Source organism: Candidatus Sericytochromatia bacterium (assembly GCA_035285325.1).
In the GTDB taxonomy this organism is placed as follows: domain Bacteria; phylum Cyanobacteriota; class Sericytochromatia; order S15B-MN24; family JAQBPE01; genus JAYKJB01.
The window spans coordinates 39,880-56,510 of record JAYKJB010000089.1 but is presented as its reverse complement, the minus strand read 5'-3'; the positions used below and the strand labels follow the sequence as shown (position 1 = coordinate 56,510).

General features: G+C 67.3%; 14 protein-coding genes. 2 read left to right on the top strand and 12 right to left on the bottom strand.

What is annotated here, in order from left to right; genetic code table 11:
- A partial coding sequence (locus tag VKP62_11880; GenBank protein MEB3197891.1) for a carboxypeptidase regulatory-like domain-containing protein occupies positions 1-1,769 on the top strand: 1,769 nt, incomplete at its 5' end.
- Between the two features lie 67 nt (positions 1,770-1,836).
- Here the strand turns inward: VKP62_11880 and VKP62_11875 are convergent.
- From VKP62_11875 to VKP62_11865, 3 genes are all read right to left on the bottom strand, one after another.
- Entirely contained in the window at positions 1,837-3,138 is a 1,302-nt protein-coding gene (locus VKP62_11875) for a pitrilysin family protein (protein MEB3197890.1), read from the bottom strand.
- 9 nt (positions 3,139-3,147) lie between these two features.
- Positions 3,148-4,449, bottom strand: coding sequence for a pitrilysin family protein (locus VKP62_11870; GenBank protein ID MEB3197889.1), 1,302 nt, complete (start codon positions 4,447-4,449; stop codon positions 3,148-3,150).
- Between the two features lie 146 nt (positions 4,450-4,595).
- Positions 4,596-5,672 (bottom strand): alpha/beta fold hydrolase, encoded by a 1,077-nt coding sequence (locus tag VKP62_11865; GenBank protein ID MEB3197888.1) that lies wholly within the window; start codon positions 5,670-5,672, stop codon positions 4,596-4,598.
- A 175-nt stretch (positions 5,673-5,847) separates the two neighbouring features.
- Here VKP62_11865 and aat point away from each other — a divergent pair, with 175 nt between their 5' ends.
- Positions 5,848-6,414 carry a leucyl/phenylalanyl-tRNA--protein transferase gene (aat, locus tag VKP62_11860; protein MEB3197887.1) on the top strand — a complete coding sequence of 189 codons (567 nt, stop codon included), beginning with the start codon at positions 5,848-5,850 and terminating at the stop codon, positions 6,412-6,414.
- Positions 6,415-6,514: 100 nt separating this feature from the next.
- Here aat and VKP62_11855 read toward each other — a convergent pair whose 3' ends face one another.
- From VKP62_11855 to VKP62_11815, 9 genes are all read right to left on the bottom strand, one after another.
- Positions 6,515-6,934 (bottom strand): hypothetical protein, encoded by a 420-nt coding sequence (locus VKP62_11855; protein ID MEB3197886.1) that lies wholly within the window; start codon positions 6,932-6,934, stop codon positions 6,515-6,517.
- Positions 6,935-7,213: 279 nt separating this feature from the next.
- Positions 7,214-7,756 carry a DUF4332 domain-containing protein gene (locus tag VKP62_11850; GenBank protein ID MEB3197885.1) on the bottom strand — a complete coding sequence of 181 codons (543 nt, stop codon included), beginning with the start codon at positions 7,754-7,756 and terminating at the stop codon, positions 7,214-7,216.
- Between the two features lie 246 nt (positions 7,757-8,002).
- Positions 8,003-11,119 carry an efflux RND transporter permease subunit gene (locus VKP62_11845; GenBank protein ID MEB3197884.1) on the bottom strand — a complete coding sequence of 1,039 codons (3,117 nt, stop codon included), beginning with the start codon at positions 11,117-11,119 and terminating at the stop codon, positions 8,003-8,005.
- Between the two features lie 47 nt (positions 11,120-11,166).
- Entirely contained in the window at positions 11,167-12,531 is a 1,365-nt protein-coding gene (locus VKP62_11840; GenBank protein MEB3197883.1) for an efflux RND transporter periplasmic adaptor subunit, read from the bottom strand.
- A 123-nt stretch (positions 12,532-12,654) separates the two neighbouring features.
- Positions 12,655-13,527, bottom strand: a complete 873-nt coding sequence (locus VKP62_11835) for an energy transducer TonB (protein MEB3197882.1) — start codon at positions 13,525-13,527, stop codon at positions 12,655-12,657.
- A gap of 73 nt (positions 13,528-13,600) precedes the next feature.
- The gene (locus VKP62_11830) at positions 13,601-15,160 is read right to left on the bottom strand and encodes a SulP family inorganic anion transporter (protein MEB3197881.1); all 1,560 of its coding nucleotides are present in this window, start codon (positions 15,158-15,160) and stop codon (positions 13,601-13,603) included.
- An 11-nt stretch (positions 15,161-15,171) separates the two neighbouring features.
- Positions 15,172-15,837, bottom strand: coding sequence for a carbonic anhydrase (locus VKP62_11825; GenBank protein MEB3197880.1), 666 nt, complete (start codon positions 15,835-15,837; stop codon positions 15,172-15,174).
- A gap of 95 nt (positions 15,838-15,932) precedes the next feature.
- Positions 15,933-16,253, bottom strand: coding sequence for a hypothetical protein (locus tag VKP62_11820; protein MEB3197879.1), 321 nt, complete (start codon positions 16,251-16,253; stop codon positions 15,933-15,935).
- Positions 16,246-16,611 carry a metalloregulator ArsR/SmtB family transcription factor gene (locus tag VKP62_11815; protein MEB3197878.1) on the bottom strand — a complete coding sequence of 122 codons (366 nt, stop codon included), beginning with the start codon at positions 16,609-16,611 and terminating at the stop codon, positions 16,246-16,248. The genes VKP62_11820 and VKP62_11815 overlap by 8 nt, the downstream gene beginning before the upstream one ends.
- Between the last annotated feature and the right edge of the window lie 20 nt (positions 16,612-16,631).

Here is a 16,631-nt window from a genome sequence, read left to right as displayed (position 1 = left end):
TGCAGGTCTATCGGCCTTTCTATCAGGTGCCGCCACGCCGCAGCGTGACGGTCACGGCCGGCGCCCCGCAGGACCTCGGCATCACCAAGCTGACCAGCACGGTGGCCTACTTCGGCAAGGTGTCCGGCCTGGTCAAGGACGAGGCCGGCAACCCGGTCGACGGCGCCGTGGCCCAGCTCGACCCACCCGTGACCGACAGCCAGTTCACCGATGCCACCGGCAACTTCACGCTCGACCGGATCCTGCCCGGTGAGTACAGGCTGACCATCGCGGCCGGTGGGTTCAAGCCGGTGATCGTGCCTGTGATGGTCGACAACAAGCCGAACTTCACGGTGACGCTGCCGGAGGCCATCACCCTGACCAAGGGCAATGCCAAGACCGAGCCGCCGGCCATCAAGCCGCTGGATTCCGGGATCCTCAAGCCCGAGATCGTCAAACCATTGGAATCGTCCACCAGCAAACCGAAAGATCCGCTGCCTCTGCCTGGCTCGCCGACCACGCCGCCCACCGTCAAGCCGGTCGGTGAGGAAGACTTGCCGGTAGACCCCTTGCCCAAGCCGGGCGCCATGCTGCCGCAGCTGGCCGGCAATCCCAACGTACGCCTGTTCCGGCCGGATCCCAGCCTCAAGCTGATCGACGTCAAACTGGCCCGCGCGGTGGCCGAGCGTTACCTGACCTCCCACATCGGGCCCAACGGGCTCTGGGCGGAAGGGGCGCGCCTGGCAGCGGGCGAGCCGCTCGCCTTGCGGGATGGCTTCAATCCGACCGCGCCCGGCGCGTACGAGTTCCTGGTCGAGGCCAAGGGGGGCCCTGCCGGCCACATCGTGGTCAACACCTCCAAGGAAATGGTGCCGGTTCCCGAGTCCAGCAGCGAGGGCCAGGGCCATCGTGCCAGCTTGCTCGAGTCGTTCCGCCAGACGCACAAGCGTGAGCCCAAGGTACCCGTGTTCTACCGTTTTTCGACCTTCTCCTGGGCACTCGAGGATGGGGCCGACCGCAAATTCGCCAAGTTGGCGGTTGATGACTTCTCCTTCGACGCCTTCCGCGGCGGCAAGCGAGACTTGATGGAACTGCCCGGGCAGCGCGAGCTGATCAAGCGGCTCTGGACGGCGGCGGAAACGGGCGCGGCGCCGCCCAAGCGCTACGGCCTCAATTTCTGGGGCACGGACTACTATTCCAAGAACCTCACCGGGGTGCCGCAGTACACGCAACACAGCTACAACGGCTGTGCGGTCGGCTGTGGTCCCACCGCCTGGGGCATGGTCTATGGTTACTGGGAAGGACGTGGCATCGACACCATCGCGGGGGCTTCCTCCGGAAACACCAGCGACAATGCCAACACGCGGGCCATGATGGAAAAGATCAACGGCTACGTGAAGACCACCTGCAGCGGCAGCAGCGGCGGCACCATGTGGTACGACGAACCGGATGGGCAGAAATGGGGCGACAACGACCGGGGCCTCACCGTCGGCGTGGCGATGCGCTACATGTCCGACTACTCCGAGTTCTCCATGTTCAAGCACCTGAAGTCCGCCATCAACGACGGCAAACCCCCCATGCTGGGCTTCTATGACACGCCAAACACCAACGGCGGGGGCCACGCCGTCACGGGCTACGGCTACTGGCAGAAGGATGCCTTCGGCTGGTGGGACGACGTGGAAACCATGCGTGTCAACAGCGGCTGGTCGAGCCCCAGGACGCTCAACCTCACGCTGGGGGACAACGGCCTGGTCCTGAAGTGGGTCATGCGCGTGAGCGTGAACAACTGAGCCTGGCGCTCTGCCCCCGGTACGGGCCCTCGCGACACGATCGCGGGGGCCTGTTGGCTGAGGCCGGTCAGGCGGGGACGGCCGCGTCCTCGTCCTGCGGCAGCACCACCGAGGAGACGCACTGGGCCGGGTCGAAATGCTCCTGCAGCAGCACGTTGGCCTGCTCGCGGGTCATGGCGGCGAGCATGTCCGGAACGGCGAAATAGTCCGCGTTCTGGAAGGCGGCCTCGGTGACCTGGTTGGCGATCGCCTCGGGGCTGTTCAGCGTGTAGAGGTAGTCGCCGATCTGCTTGTGGCCGGCGCGCACGAATTCATCCTCCGGGATGCCGTCGCGCACGAAGGCTTCCAGCGCCGCTTGCACGGCCTCTGTCAGGGCCTGCGGGTCGTCCGTTTCGGCCCCGAGGTACGAGAAACCGTAGCCGTCGCCCACCTCGTAATCGTAGGAGAGCGCGTCATCAATCAGGCCGCGGTCGAGCAGGTCCTGGAACAGCACCGAGGAGCGCCCGAACACGACATCCTGAATCAGCCCCATGAGCAGTTCCCGATGCAGGTGTTCGGCCTCGGGGATGGCCTGCTTGTCCTTCCAGCCCAGCACGACCAGCGGGCGCGACACCGCCAGCTTCACGCGGTGCTGCTGGCGGGCCACCGTGGCCGGTTCCGCCACCCGATGGCGCACGATCGGCCGGGGCGGCGCGTAGGCCTTGCGGGCCTGATTGTCCCGGATGCGCTGCATCATGGTCTCGGCGTCGAAGTCGCCCACCACGCACAGCCGCATGTTGCTCGGGTGGTAGAAGGTCTCGTAACAGGTCATCAGGGCCTCGCGATCGATCCGGCCGATCGACTCGACCGTGCCCGCGATGTCGATGCGCACAGGGCTTTCCACGAACAGGTTCTCGAGCAGGTGGCGGTAGGCGCGCCAGAAGGGCATGTCGTCGTACATGCGAATTTCCTGCTCGATGATGCCCTTTTCCTTCTCGACGTTCTCCGGCGTCAGATGCGGCCGCTGCACGAAGTCGAGCAGGGTCTCGAGGTTGGTTTCAATCTCGTCGGTGGCCGAAAACAGGTAGGCCGTGCGGGTGTGGCTGGTGAAGGCATTGGCCGAGGCCCCCTGGGTCGAGAAGGTGTGGAAGATGTCGCCCCACTCCTCTTCGAACAGCTTGTGTTCCAAGAAGTGGGCGATGCCATCCGTCACGCGATGCTCAGGTCCGTCGGCGAGCTGAAAATGGTTGTCGATCGAGCCGTAGCGGGTCGTGAAGACGGCATAGGTCTTGGCATAGCCGGGCTTGGGCACCAGCTGGACGGTCAGTCCGTTGGGCAGGGTTTCCTCGAAGATCCGCTCCTGGAGGGTCTCGAACGCACGGGTTTGCATGGCGGGCTCCTAGCTGGCGGTGGCGATCGCGTCGGGCAGGGGATCGCGCAGGAAGTAGACGGTGTCCAGGCTCAGCTTGTTGGCCACGGCCTGAATCTCGGCTCGCCCGATGACGGGCAGGGCGGCGGCCAGTTCCTCGACCGGGCGGGCCTGGCCGGCCACGATGGCCTCGAAGGCCAGGTTGATCAACGCGCCGGGGCTGTCGTTCGCCTCGCGGTAGGTGTTCAGCAGCATGGCCCGCGTCTGGTGCAGCTCCTCGTCCGTGATGGCCCCCTGTTGCAGGGCTTCCAGTTGCGCTTCGATCACCTTCAGGGCACGGGCCTCATGGGCGATGTCGATGCCGGCCTGGATGAACAGCGCGCCCTTGTGGGCGTCGTAGCGCGAACTGGTGGCGTAGGCCAGGCTCTCCTTCTCGCGCAGCGTCATGAACAGCTTGGAGTGCGAGAAGGCGCCCAGCAAGCCGTTGTACATCTTCATGGCGTAGTAGTCGTCGGATTCGATCCGCACCGGCGTGCGCAAGCCCAGCACCAGTTGCCCCTGGTTGACGTCGGTGTGTTCCGTGAGCTGGCGCGGCTGAGTCGGGGCGTGGCCGATCACCGGTGCCCACGGCGGACAGGCCGGCGCGCTCGGGCGCAGGCCGTTGAAGTGGAAGACCCGCTGCAACTCTTCCTCGACCGCCTGGGGGTTGACGTCACCCAGCACGAACATATCCATCGGGCTCTCCGCCAGCATGGCCTGGAATTCGGCTTCCAGAGCGGCCGGGTCGATCGCCGGCAGGTCCTCGATGCGGCCCCCGGAGAACAGGTGGTAGGGCTCGTCGCGGAACATCTCCTCCACGCAGCGGATGCGGGCATAGTGCGTCTTGTGGTTGAAGAGGCCTTCCACGCGCTTGCGCAGGGCCTCCTTCTCCAGTTCCACGAAACTGCTTTTGAGCAGGCCCCCTTCCCGCACGGGGTCGGTCAGCACGCCGTGAAAAAAGGCGATGGCGTCCTTCAGCAGTTCCGGTTTCCCTGGAATGTACTTGCCATTGGGCAGTTCCAGACGGAATTGAACGATCTGATTTTCGCCCAGCTTGAACACGTCGGCGTTCAGGTAAGAGCCGTACATCCGGTCCAGCTGGGCCTGCATCTGGCGCACGCTGGGATGCTGGGCCGTGCCGCGCGTGAGCACGTAGGGCAACAGCGCGCGCCGGGTGACCCGACCTGCTTCCAGCGGACAGCGAATGTTCAGGACCAGCGTGTTGGTCTTGAACTTGGTGGTGGAGAGGATATGGAGCCCCATCGTGGGATGGGACAAGCTGGTGAAACGCAAGGTTGCCTGCTTTCGCGCCGATGCGATGGCCTCGGGAGGCCGTGACGACGCCCCGATCGCCTGTCACTCTAGCAAACCCACGGGGGGCAAGCAAGCAAACGAGCGGGGTTTCGGCGGCCGGAGGAAAGCATCCGCCGCCAACCGGTTCAAGCACCGCTCGCGCTGCGCCGCGCCTGTTCCCAGGCCATCAGGCGTCGCACGGTGGCGTTTTCCAGCCAGAAATGATCCTCCCAGGGGAGGGCTGGCTGTGGCCGCTGCCCCACCAGGCCCACGTGTCCGCCCCCGTCCGTGATGGTGACGTGCAGCGTGGGGTGCTCCGGGAGGGCGTTCAAGGCGTGGCGCTGCGCGGCCAGCGGCACGAACGGATCATCGTCGGCCGTGATCAGCCAGGTTGGCACGGTGAGCCGGGCCAGGTGCGGACCTGGGCTGGCGGCGGCGTAGTAGGCCGCCGCATCCGGCAGGCCCACCGCGGGGGCCGTGATGAGGTGATCGAAATCAGACACGTGGCGGATGGCCGGGAAATGTTTCAAGGCTTCGCGGTGGCGAAGGCCCCCGCGTCCCTGCGCCACGAAGCGCCGCAGGGTCTCCTTCAGCAGCCAGACGAAGCGGGCGTCGTAAAAGCGATTGCGCGGCTCTCGCAGGGCGGCGGCTGCCGCCGCGAAGTCGAGTGGCGCGGAGATGCAGACAGCGCCGGCCACGTCGGGCGTGGGCGTGAGCCGCGCCAGCGCGTTTAGCACGATCGCGCCACCCAGCGAGAAGCCGGTCAGGTAAATCGGACCGTGGCCTTGCTCGTGCATGTGACGGACCACGTCGGCCACGTCGGCATAACCCACGCCGCTGGTCACGCCCGTGCCGAGATCCTCACTGCCGCCGGCGCCGCGCCAGTTCACGCGCAGGCTGTGGAAACCAGCGAGGTGAGCTTTGTGGCTCAAGCTGCGCATGGTGCCGCTGTCCGCCGACGATCCCAGACCGTGGAAGTGAATCACCAGGGGCGCCTCGCCCGGGGCGTGGGGCGCCAGGGGGTGCAGCCAGCCCAGCAGGTGGTCCCCATCGCTCAGAGGCAACGTCAGGCGCTGCTGGGCCCGCCACCAGGGCGATCGCCGCCGGTCCGGGCGCGGCAGCACCTCCGGCAAGATGGTCTGGAGATCCGGCTGGGCCAGCCCCCAGGCGGGTCGAAAGGGGGAGATGAGGCTTGCGTCCGGAGCCAGGGTAGAAGAGGGCATCGGTGGGCGTCCTCGCGGCGGCGAGCGGGCTCGGCCGGGTTCGGGGGGACCTCACGCTGCCTGAGATCCGCATGGTAACAAACCGGTGTCGTTTCGTCCCGGGGCGAAGGGGGCCTGCTGGCCAGCAGAGAATGCCCCAGAGACGCCTGGCTCAGGCGGATGGCGGTGAAGCCTCGTGATCACCCCCGACACGATCCTGCTGGCCTACGCGCAAGGTCTCTTCCCGATGGCCGACGAGGCGGGAGAGCTGGGCTGGTATCGCCCTCAGCAACGTGCGTTGCTCCCGCTCGACACGTTCCGCGTGCCACGCTCGCTGGCCAAGGTCATGCGCCGCGCGCCCTATCAGATCCGGTTCGACACGGCCTTCCCGCGGGTCATCGCGGCCTGCGCCGATCGCCCCGCGACCTGGCTATCACCTGAGATTCAGTCGGTCTTTTGCGCCCTGCACGCTCGGGGCCTGGCCCATAGCGTCGAGGCCTGGCGGGATGACGACCTGGTGGGCGGGCTGTACGGACTCGCGCTGGGCGGGGTCTTCTTCGGCGAATCGATGTTCAGTCGGGCCACCGACGCCTCCAAGATCTGCCTGGTGCACCTGGTCGCGCACCTGCGCGAACGGAACTTTGCCCTGCTCGATAGCCAGCTCTACAACCCGCACTACGACCGCTTCGGTCAGGTGCTGGTGCCGCACGTGGCGTTTCTGCCCGCTCTGCAAGCCGCCTTGCAGCGGCCGTGTCGCTTTTGATGGCCGTCACCCGGACACGTGCGAACTGGCCACACGTCCAAGCCGAACACGCCGCCAGGGAGCGAGGTGGTGACCCTTCAGGCGCCCAGACCTGTCGCGCTCACGCGGCCCGGGCTTGCAGGCGCAATAGCACTTCCAGCTGGGGTTCCCGCAGGACCTCCTCTTCCACCAGCAATTCCCCGAGGCGCTTGCCCGTGGCGCGTTGCAGTTGCAGTGCCACCACGATCTGGCGGGGCGACAGGAGCGCGAGTTCCAGCAGCAGGTGGCCCAGGGGTTTGTGCGGGGAGGGGGAGGTGGCCAGCTTGCGCTGCAGTGCCAGGCAGGGCGTCAGTTCGCGCCAGCCGCAGTAACCCAGTTCCAGCACCACCTGCCCGAACGGCACGGGGCGTCCGGCGGCGCGATGGGTGCGCCAGCGTTCGATCGCGCTGGCAAGGCGCCCCTCGTCCAGCAGGCCTTCGCGCAGCATGATCAGACCCAGCAGAGGCTTCTGCCGCCGGGGGGTCTCATTTGAATGGGGCAACTTCGTCACGCCTCCCACCATCCGTCTCGGTCCGAGTTGGTTATCGGGGAGGCGTTCCACGCGGCTGCGTCATCGGGAGAAAGCTTTTTCCATTCTTAACCAAGTGGTGCTTGCGCCATCACCCTGCCGTGGTGTCGCTGCGGTGGTCGGCCGCCTGCCGGCGGCGCGATCGGATTTTGAGGCCGCCACGCCACCCCGGGATCACGACCACGGCCGGACGCTGCGATCAGGCAGTCCGGCCGTGAGGTCTGGATTCCGCAGGGATCGCCCCCGCAAGGGCTACTCCGCGCTGTGGCGACGGGCTTCGCGCCGAGCGGCGGTTACCCACTTTTCGACGGTCTCGCGCGACGGGGTGTTCTCGACGAAGCGTGGCTTGAAGGTGTTGGCGACAGCCAGGCGCTCGTGCAGGTTCTCCGGCGATCGCCGGGCCAACTCCTCCACCGACTCGACACCGACGGCGGCCAGCAGGTTGCTCTGGCGCGGCCCGATGCCGGGAATTTCCATCAGGGCGACCTTCTGGGACCACGCCATCACCAGCTTGTAGGGCACGTCGGCCTGAGCGGCCAGCCGCTGGCGTTCGTAGCGGGTTTCGGTGGCGGCCTTCAGCTTGCTGGTGCTGGTGATGCCGGCTTCCCGCAGCTTGCGGCCGTAGACGGGGCCGATGCCCAGCAGGTTTTCGATGGAGTAGGCGCGCGAGGCGTCCAGCTCCACGCTCGCGACGCCTTGAGGGGCCGAGGCCACAGGGGCCTTGGCGCAACCGGCGGGCAGGACCGCGGAGGCACTCAGCAGCAGGCTGATCATGAGGGTACGAATGGTGCTCATCTTTATCTCCCTGGCGCCCGGCGCTCTCGGGTGCGGGCGCTTAAACATTCATCAATCTGTAATTAACTTTATTTTAATAATAGTCCCATGGCCTGTCAAACTTGCGTGATTTTCTGAGCAAGCGTCTCTGAAATCGCCAAGACGCAGCCCACGCGCGCCGAAGGCCCGCGTGATCAGGTGGACGGACCTGGCCCTGCTGGCCGTGCCACGGGAGGCGCCGGCCGCGTGGGGCCGCGTTGCCCGCGCCTATCCGACGCTGGCTTCGGCGGGGGCGCCGACCCGTTCGTCGGGGCCCGGCAGGCGCCGTCCGAGGCGTCGCCAGAACAGGCGCTGGACGTCGTCGAGCAGGGTAAAGACGGCCGGGATCACCACCAAGGTGAAGACGGTCGAGGTCACCAGCCCGCCGATCACCGCCACCGCCATGGGCGAGAGACTTTCGGTGCCGGTGCCCATTTCCAGGGCGATCGGCAACATACCGGCGATCATGGCGATGGTGGTCATCAGGATCGGTCTCAGGCGATCGCGCCCCGCGTTCATGAGGGCCTCGCGTCGGGTGGCCCCCTGGCTTCTCGCCATCAAGGCGTATTCGACCAGCAGGATCGAGTTCTTGGTGACCAGGCCCATCAGCATGATCACCCCGATCAGGGCGTACAGGCCCAGTTCCTTGCCGAAAACCAGCAATCCGGCCATGGCACCGCCGATCGAGAGTGGCAGCGCCATCATGATCGTCAGCGGTTGCAGGAAGCCACCGAATAGCAGCACCAGCACGGCGTAAATGAACATGATGCCGGCGCCCAGGGCGATCACGGTCTCGGTGAAAATGTCGACCATGACCTTGGACTCTCCCACGGTGCCCTGGTTGATGCCGGCCGGCAGATTTTTCAGCGTGGGCAGGCTCTGGATCTTGGCCAGCGCATCTCCCAGGTTGCCGGCCGTCAGGTTAGCGGTGAAGGTGACCTGGCGGGCGCGGTCGTAGCGGTCGATCTGGACCGGTCCGGTGCCGAACGAGATGTCCGCGACGGAGCGCAAGGGCACCATGCCCGCTCGTCCTGGAATCAGCAGGTCGCCGATCGCCGCCAGGTCCTGACGTGCCTCCGGCACCAGCTGGATGCGGATGTTCAGCTGCCGGTTGCCGGCGTTGAACTTGGCCAGGTTGAAGTCAGCATCGCCCTGCGTGGCCAGCCGCACCAGGCGGCCAATCGACGCCACCGAGACGCCCTGTTCCGCCGCGCGCACCAGGTCCGGCTGGATCCGAATTTCCGGTTTCAGCTCGGCCGTGCTGCTGGTGACATCCCGCAGTTCCGGCAGGGCACGCATGTCCTTGAGCAACTGCTCGCCCACGCGCTCCAGCAGGCGGCCGTCCGCGCCGCGCAACAGCACGTTGACGGGCTTGGCCGAGCCGGTGGCGCCGAATTGGGCGAAGACCACGCGGGCACCTGGAATCCTGGCCAGTTCCGGGCGCAAGGCCTCCTGGTAGGCATCCAGCGAGAGGGCCCGTTCCGACTTGGGCACCAGCACCACGTTGACCGTCGCCTTGGTCACGCTGGTGCCGGTCTGCACCAGCGAACCACCGGCCGAATTGCTGGCTGTGCCGACGGTGGAGAAGATCAGCTTGGTCTCGGGACGGGCGCGCAGGGCCTGCTCGACCGCGTGCACGACCCGTTCGGTTTCCTGGATGCTGGCCCCGGCCGGCAGGGAGATCTGCACCATGGCCTGACCGATGTCGCCCAGCTTGATGAAGCCCTTCGGGATGATCGGCACCAGCATCATCGAGAGCACAAAGATCCCCACGGCCCCGCTCAGCGTCAGCCAGCGGTGCGACAGCGCCCAGTCAAGCAGGCGCAGGTAGGGGGCCCGCAGGCGCGAGTGGTCCTCGGCTTCTGCCAGGTTGGCCGGCAGCAGGTGGGCGGCCAGCATGGGCGTCAGGGTGCGGGCCACCAGCAAGGAGAACATTACCGCCACCGTGACGGTGATGCCGAACGAGCGGAAAAACTGCCCCGGGATGCCGCCCATGAAACCGACGGGAATGAACACCGCCACGATCGTCATCGTGGTGGCGATGATGGCCAGGCCGATCTCATCGGTGGCTTCCAGGGCCGCCCTCATGGGGGACTTGCCCATGCCGATGTGGCGGTAGATGTTCTCGAGGTCGACGATCGCGTCGTCCACCAGGATGCCCACCACCAGGGTCAGGGCCAGCGTGGTCATGCCGTTCAGGGTATAGCCCAGCCCCTTCATGACCCAGAAGGTGGCAATCACGGACAGGGGGATGGCCAGCGCCGAGATGAACAGCGCAGGACCATTGCGCAGGAAGATGAAAATCACGATCATCGCGAGGGCCGAGCCCAGGTACAGGGCGTCCATGGTGGCGGTGTGGGCCGCGCGCGTGTAGTCGGCCATGGTGCGCACCAGTTCGACCTTGACGTCCGACGGCAGGCTTTCGCGCAGGGCTTCCACCGCCTTGCGGGTGGCCTCTTCGGTCTGAACCAGCGCGGAGCCCTGCGAGCGGACCACCGAGAAGGCCACACAGGGCTGTCCATCCAGGAAGGCCTTCTGGCGCACCTCGGCATAGCCGTCAGTCACCGTGCCGAGGGTCGACAGGGGCACGGTCTGACCGTTGGCCAGGGTGATCGGGAAGGACCGCAGCGTCTCGACGCTGGGGGCCGAGCCCAGGGTCCGAATCGACTGTTCCTGGCTGCCGGCCTCGGCCCGCCCGCCCGGCAGGTTGAGGTTCAGGCTGCGCAGTTGCGCGTTGACGGTCTCCACCGTCAGGCCCACTGCGCGCAGGCGGGCCGGCACCAGATCGATGCGAACCTCGCGGGTGAGGCCGCCGCTGCGGCGCACCTGGCTGACGCCCGGCACGGCCAGCAGCGCACGCGTGATCTCCTCGTCGATCATGCGGGAGATTTCCGCCACCGGGCGTCGCGTGGAGGCGACGGTGTAGGTGATGAAGGGCTCACCGCTGAAATTGGGGTGGGTGATCGAGGGTTCGTTGATGTCGGCCGGCAGGGTCTGGCGAATCTTGGTGATGGCGTCGCGCACGTCGTTCATGGCGACATCGGTTTTGGTGCCGATCTTGAATTCGCAGACGGTGGTCGAGAGTCCTTCGGTCACGGTCGAGGTGGTGTGATCGAGGCCCGAGATGCCCACCAGGGCGTCCTCGACCTTGCGCGTGACCTCGGTTTCGAGTTCGGCGGGCGAGGCGCCCGCCTGGGTGATGCCGACCACGATCAAGGGAAAATCGACATCCGGGTTGTCGTTGATGCCCAGTCGGAAGTAGCTGCCCAGCCCGAGGATGGTCAGAAAGAGGAACAGCAGGATGACGGGGATCGGGCGCTTGATGGCCCAGGCCGAGATGTTCACGCGCGGCTCCTTGACCTCGCCTCAGGCAGGCGAGGTCGGATCGTGGGTCAGCGAGAGGCCTTGCGGAGCGGGCCCGCAGCGGCCGGCCCGTGGGAGGTTCGGGCGGGCGGCAGGTCGACCTTGTCGCCGTCCTTGAGGAAACCGACGCCCGAGGTCACGACCTGTTCTCCCGCTTCCAAGCCCGAGGTGATGGCGACCCAGCCGTCAGCCCGCAGGCCCGGCACGACCGTTCGGCTTCGGGCGTACTTGCCGTCCAGCACGAACACCTCGCTGCCCGATTCCTTGGTGACCACGGCCGACGCCGGCACCGCCAGAGAGGCGACCTTGCCCAGTTCCAGCGTCGCCCGCACGAACATGCCGACGCGCAGGCCCGCACTGGCCGGGATGTCCAGCTGAACCGTGGCCTGGCGATTGCCCGGGTCAATCGCCGGGCTGATCTCGCGCACGTGGCCGATTGCTTTCCAGTCGGTCCGGGCGTCCGAACTCACCACCGCGGTTTGCCCCGGCTTGACCCGGTCCAGATCGGTCTCTGGAATCTGCGCTTCCACTTCGAGGCGACCGGCTCGCACGATCTGGAAGAAGGCCTTGCCGGGCGCTGAGACGTCGCCGAGCCGCACGTCCTTTTTGATGATGCGACCCGCTTCGGGCGCCCGGACCTGGGTCTGCGCCAGCAAGGCCTGCATCTGGGCCAGCGTGGCCCGCGCCTCGGCGGCCTGGCCGGCTGCGATGATCAGGTCTTCGCCGCGCGAGCCCTCGCGCGCCAGCGACAGCCGCGCCCGGGCCTGGTCCGCGGCGGCCCGGGCGGACTCGGCCGCCGTCTGGCGGCCAATCAGCTCCATGGGGGTGACGGCGCCTTCCTGGGCCAGTTCCTGGGTGCGCTGGTAGGCGTCTTGGGCCTGGCGGGCAGCGGCCTCTGCTTGCACCACGGCGGCCTCAGCGGCCAGCAGATCCTGCCGGCGCGTCGGGTGCCGCATTTTTTCCAGCTGAGCGCCTGCGATGCTGGCGCGGGCCTCCGCTGCCGCCACCTGGGCCCGCAGCGTCGCGTCATCCAGGCGCGCGAGCAGCTGACCCTTTTCAACCAGCTGGCCTTCTTCCGCCCGGATCTCCGTCACGCGTAACCCGCTGGCCGCTGCACTGACCGGCATGGGTTCCCAGGCCGTCACCGACCCCGTCACTTCCAGTTGCTGTGGGAGCTGGCGCTTGGTGACCGCCTGGGTTTCCACCGTCAGGACGGCGGGCGCTTCACTGGGCGGCGCCGAGGCCTTTTTGAAAAAGGCGAAAAAGCCGCCTCGGGCGGCTCCCGAGGGCGCCGGAGAGGGCGAGGCCTGAGCGTCCGGCGAGCCGGAGTGGCAGGCCACCGTGTGGATGCCGAGCGTGGCCAGAAGAGCCAGTGAGAGAAAACGAGCGCGCATGGGACGGCATGACCTCCGGGGCTACCTCGGGCCCTGGACCCCGCGGACCGATGAAGCGGATATATTCTCGCCAGAATAGTTTGATGCGTCAAATATTTGGACGCCCAACTGCTCGGCAGGATTTCAGCGCGTCTGAATCGGAACCCAGACGTCATCCACCTGGTCGTAGCCAGGTCCCCCGTGTGGCCAGGGGGCGAAGCGCCAGGCTCCCACGGCCTCCAGCACGGCGCGATCGACGTCCATGCGGCCGCTGGATTGCACGATGGCGGCGCGGGAGACGTGACCGGCCGGGCTGACCCAGAGCCGGACAAAGGCCTCGCGAGCGACATAGTCTTGCAGGGCATCGGGCGGAACCACCGCTTCGACCTGCCGCAACAGGGGGCGCGCGGCCAAGCCGCGCGTGATCCAGCTGACCGGTTGCGGGTAGCCCCGCCAGTTCATCGGATCGCTGAAGTCGAGGTAGCGTGAGCGCTGATTCGGCGTCCATTGCACGATGCGTTCCCGTTCCAGGCGAACGTCGCCGGTCGGATCGATCCGTCGGATGCGCCCTTCCCATTCCAGGTGATCGCCAGGGGCCAGCCCGTAGCCTTCGCGCATGTAGGCGGTCCAGGTCACGCCTGGCCGGTCGTGGCGATTCGAGACATGCACCGTCACCAGCTCGGCTGGCGCAGGATGAATGTGGGTCGCCACCACCCAGCCACTGCGACGCAACCAGTGGCCGCGATGCTGAACATTCAAGCCCTTCAACAGCCGCTGAAAGGCCGCGTCGCCCAGCCGGGCGCCGGCTTGCTTGACACGGGTCTGGATGGCCTCTTCCTGGCGGCCGTCGCTGGCGGATGGCGACGTTTGCCAGGCCCAGGCCGGGGGGGCCACAGTCATCGCCAGCGTCAGCAGGAAGGCCGTCAAGGCCGTGCGAGGCAGCGACGCAGGGGCGGGGTCCGTGAGCGTGGCAGGCCCCGCGGACGGGTGAACTGGACGATTCTCGACGCAAGGCACGGTCGCATGATACCCACGCAAAAAAGGGCCTGCACGCGAACGTGCAGGCCCTGATCAGGATCCGCGAACGCGCTTATCCCAGCTTGCCGGTCGCAACCGCCTGCGGCGTGGCACTCGGGCGACTGAGCGACTGCAGGCGCCGCAATCCGTCCCAATCGAATTCCACCTTGCCGCCGGTTGGTGCATGCGATTGCTCCCAGCCACCGAAGAATTCCAGGCAGGCGTGGTCAATGTGGCGCAATTCGGCGCCGTCGATCACCACCCGCGTGCCCGCTGGAATCGTGGCCAGTGCCTTCTGGAGTTGTGGAATCGCCAGAAAGGTGGCCGCCCCCTGCAGGCGAACGCGCAAGCCGTCGCCGGACGGGTCCGCCTCCACCGTCACCTCCAGGTGAGACAGCACCCACAACTGGCGCACCAGGGCCACGCCCAGGCCGATCAGGATGCCCTCCAGCAGGTTGGTGGCGACGATCGCCCCGAGCGTCACGAAGTAAACAGCCACCTCGCTGCGCCCGTGGGCGGCCAGCGTTTTCACGGTGGCGGGCGAGACCAGCTTGAAGCCGGTGTAGACCAGCAAGGCCGCCAGGGCCGTCAGCGGCACGCGCTCCAGCAGCCAGGGCGCCAGTGCCACGAACAGCAGGATCCAGGTGCCGTGCAGGATGGTCGAGACGCGGGTTTGCGCCCCAGCCTGGACGTTGGCCGAGGAACGCACGATCACCCCGGTCATCGGCAAGGCGCCGAGCATGCCGCACAGCGCGTTGCCGAGCCCTTGGGCCAGCAATTCGCGGTCCGGGTCGTGCCGCGGGCCACTGTGCAAGCGGTCCACGGCGGTGGCCGTGAGCAGGCTCTCCGCGCTGGCGATCACCGCCACCGCCACCACCGAGGCCAGAATCGGGCCCTGCAGCAGCGTGCCGAGCTGGCTCAGGCCGACGAACTGGATCGAGCCCCAGAGGTTCTCGGGCAGGTCGACGTACTTGATTGGCAGCTTGAACCAGGCGGCCACGCTGGTGGCAAATACCACACCCACGAGCGCGGGCGGGACCTGGCGCAGGGATTTCGGGACATAGCCCCAGGCCAGCATGACCAGCATCGTGGCCACGCCGACGGCCGCGGCCTGGTGATGGGAACTGCCGTCGAGTGGCACGATGCCCTTCCAGATGGCTTCGGGGATGGCCACCAGGTTGGCCAGCCCGCTGCCGCGCGGGCCGTCATCGACCATCACGTGTACCTGGGCCGCGATGATCAGCGCGCCGATGCCGGCTAGCATCCCGTTCACGACCGCCGGGGAGATGGCGGAGAACCAGCGGCCGATCCTCAGGGCGCCTGCGCCGGCTTGCAGCACACCGGCTGCCAGCACGATCACGCCGAGCATGGCGAGGCCGTGCTGTTGCACGATTTCAAAGACCAGCACGGTCAGCCCGGCGGCAGGCCCGCTGACTTGCAAGGGGCTGCCGGCCAGCAGACCGACCACGATGCCGCCGATGATGCCGGTGATGAGGCCTGCAGCGGGCGGCACCCCCGAGGCGATCGCCACGCCCATGCAGAGGGGCAAGGCCACGAGAAACACCACCAGCGAGGCCAGCGCGTCTTTGGGCAGCGCGTCCCGCCAGTGGACCGAAAAAGGTTGGGTGGTCATGGACGGGCGCCTCAAATCACACGGCCAGCCGCGCGGGGCTCGCGAATGGTGGGCACCTCCAGCGAGAGCGGATGGAACAGGCGATCGCCCGGGTTGTAGGCGAAGACCTGCCCCGTTTCGATCTCGTAGACCCAGGCGTGCAGGTGCAGATCACCGCGGGCCAGCCGCGCGGCCACCGAGGGCAGCGTGCGCAGGTTTTCCAGCTGGACCAGCACGTTTTCCTTGATGCAGGCCTTCAGGCGCTGTTCTTCGTCCACCACGTCGGCATAGTTCTCCTCCACGATGCGACGCGTCGCCGCGGCGTGGCCCAGCCAGTCGTGAACCGCCGGCAGGCTCTCGGTCGACTTCGGGTTCAGCAGGCCCTTCATGGCCCCACACTGCGAGTGCCCGCAGACGATGATGTCCTTGACGCCGAGTGCCGACACGGCATACTCGACCGTCGCGCCCTCCCCGCCCCGCGCCGCCCCGTGCGGGGGCACGATGTTGCCCGCGTTGCGCAGGATGAACAGTTCGCCGGGGTCCGTCATGGTGAGCATATTGGGCACGATGCGGGAGTCGGCACAGGTGATGAACAACGTTTCGGGCGCCTGGTGCCGGGCCAGGCGCGAGAACAGATCCTGCTGGGTGCTGAACACTTCTTGCTGAAAGGTGTGGACACCGCGAATCAATTTTTCCATGGTGGAAACCTCCAAATCATGGCCCGCTGGGCGGGCCCTGCAACGACGAGGGGAGACCGGCGGGCCGCGTCAGGAGGGCCGTCCGGTTGCGAGGGTCAGCTGCAGGCAGGAGGGGGGGCCCGCGCGGTGGCCGCGCGCAGCGGGGGCGGTACAGGAATCAGGTCAGGGGCGGGGGCCCAGGCCTGGGCCGGGGGGACCCGCCTGGAGCGGCAGGGGTCCGCTGCGCGCTTGCGCGCCACCATGACCAGGGCAGAGGGTTCTCTGACTCCCGGCGCGGCTTCTTCCTCGCCCATCAGTTCCACGGCGGCCAGGGGGACGCGCTGCCCGGGCGGCCAGGTGTTGCAGCCCGTGCCCAGCATCACCAGCGCGCACAGCAGCCAGCTGGTGGCTCGCAGCCAGCGAAGGGCCTCAGCCATCGGTGGCCACCCCTTGCCAGTGGGCCCGAGCGGCGTCGACCAGCTGGCGCCTCACTCCGTGGTCCTCATCCGATTCGGCCAGGAACTCCAGGCCATCCGTCAGCCAGCTGGCGAGTTCCGGACGTTGCAGGCGATAGAGGACGCGGCGGCCGTCTCGACGCTCCGCGACCAGACGATGGGCGCGCAACAGGGCCAGGTGCTGGCTCACACCCGATGATGGCAGCTGCAGAATCTCTGCCAGCCCTTTCACGTCGCATTCCTGTAAGCCCAGCTCTTCAATGATCAGCAGTCGCGCCGGGTGCGCGAGCACGCCCAGCAGGGTGCTGACTTCCTTGGCGACGAATCGTCTGGCGGGCATGGCATCCTCCGGCCGGCGGG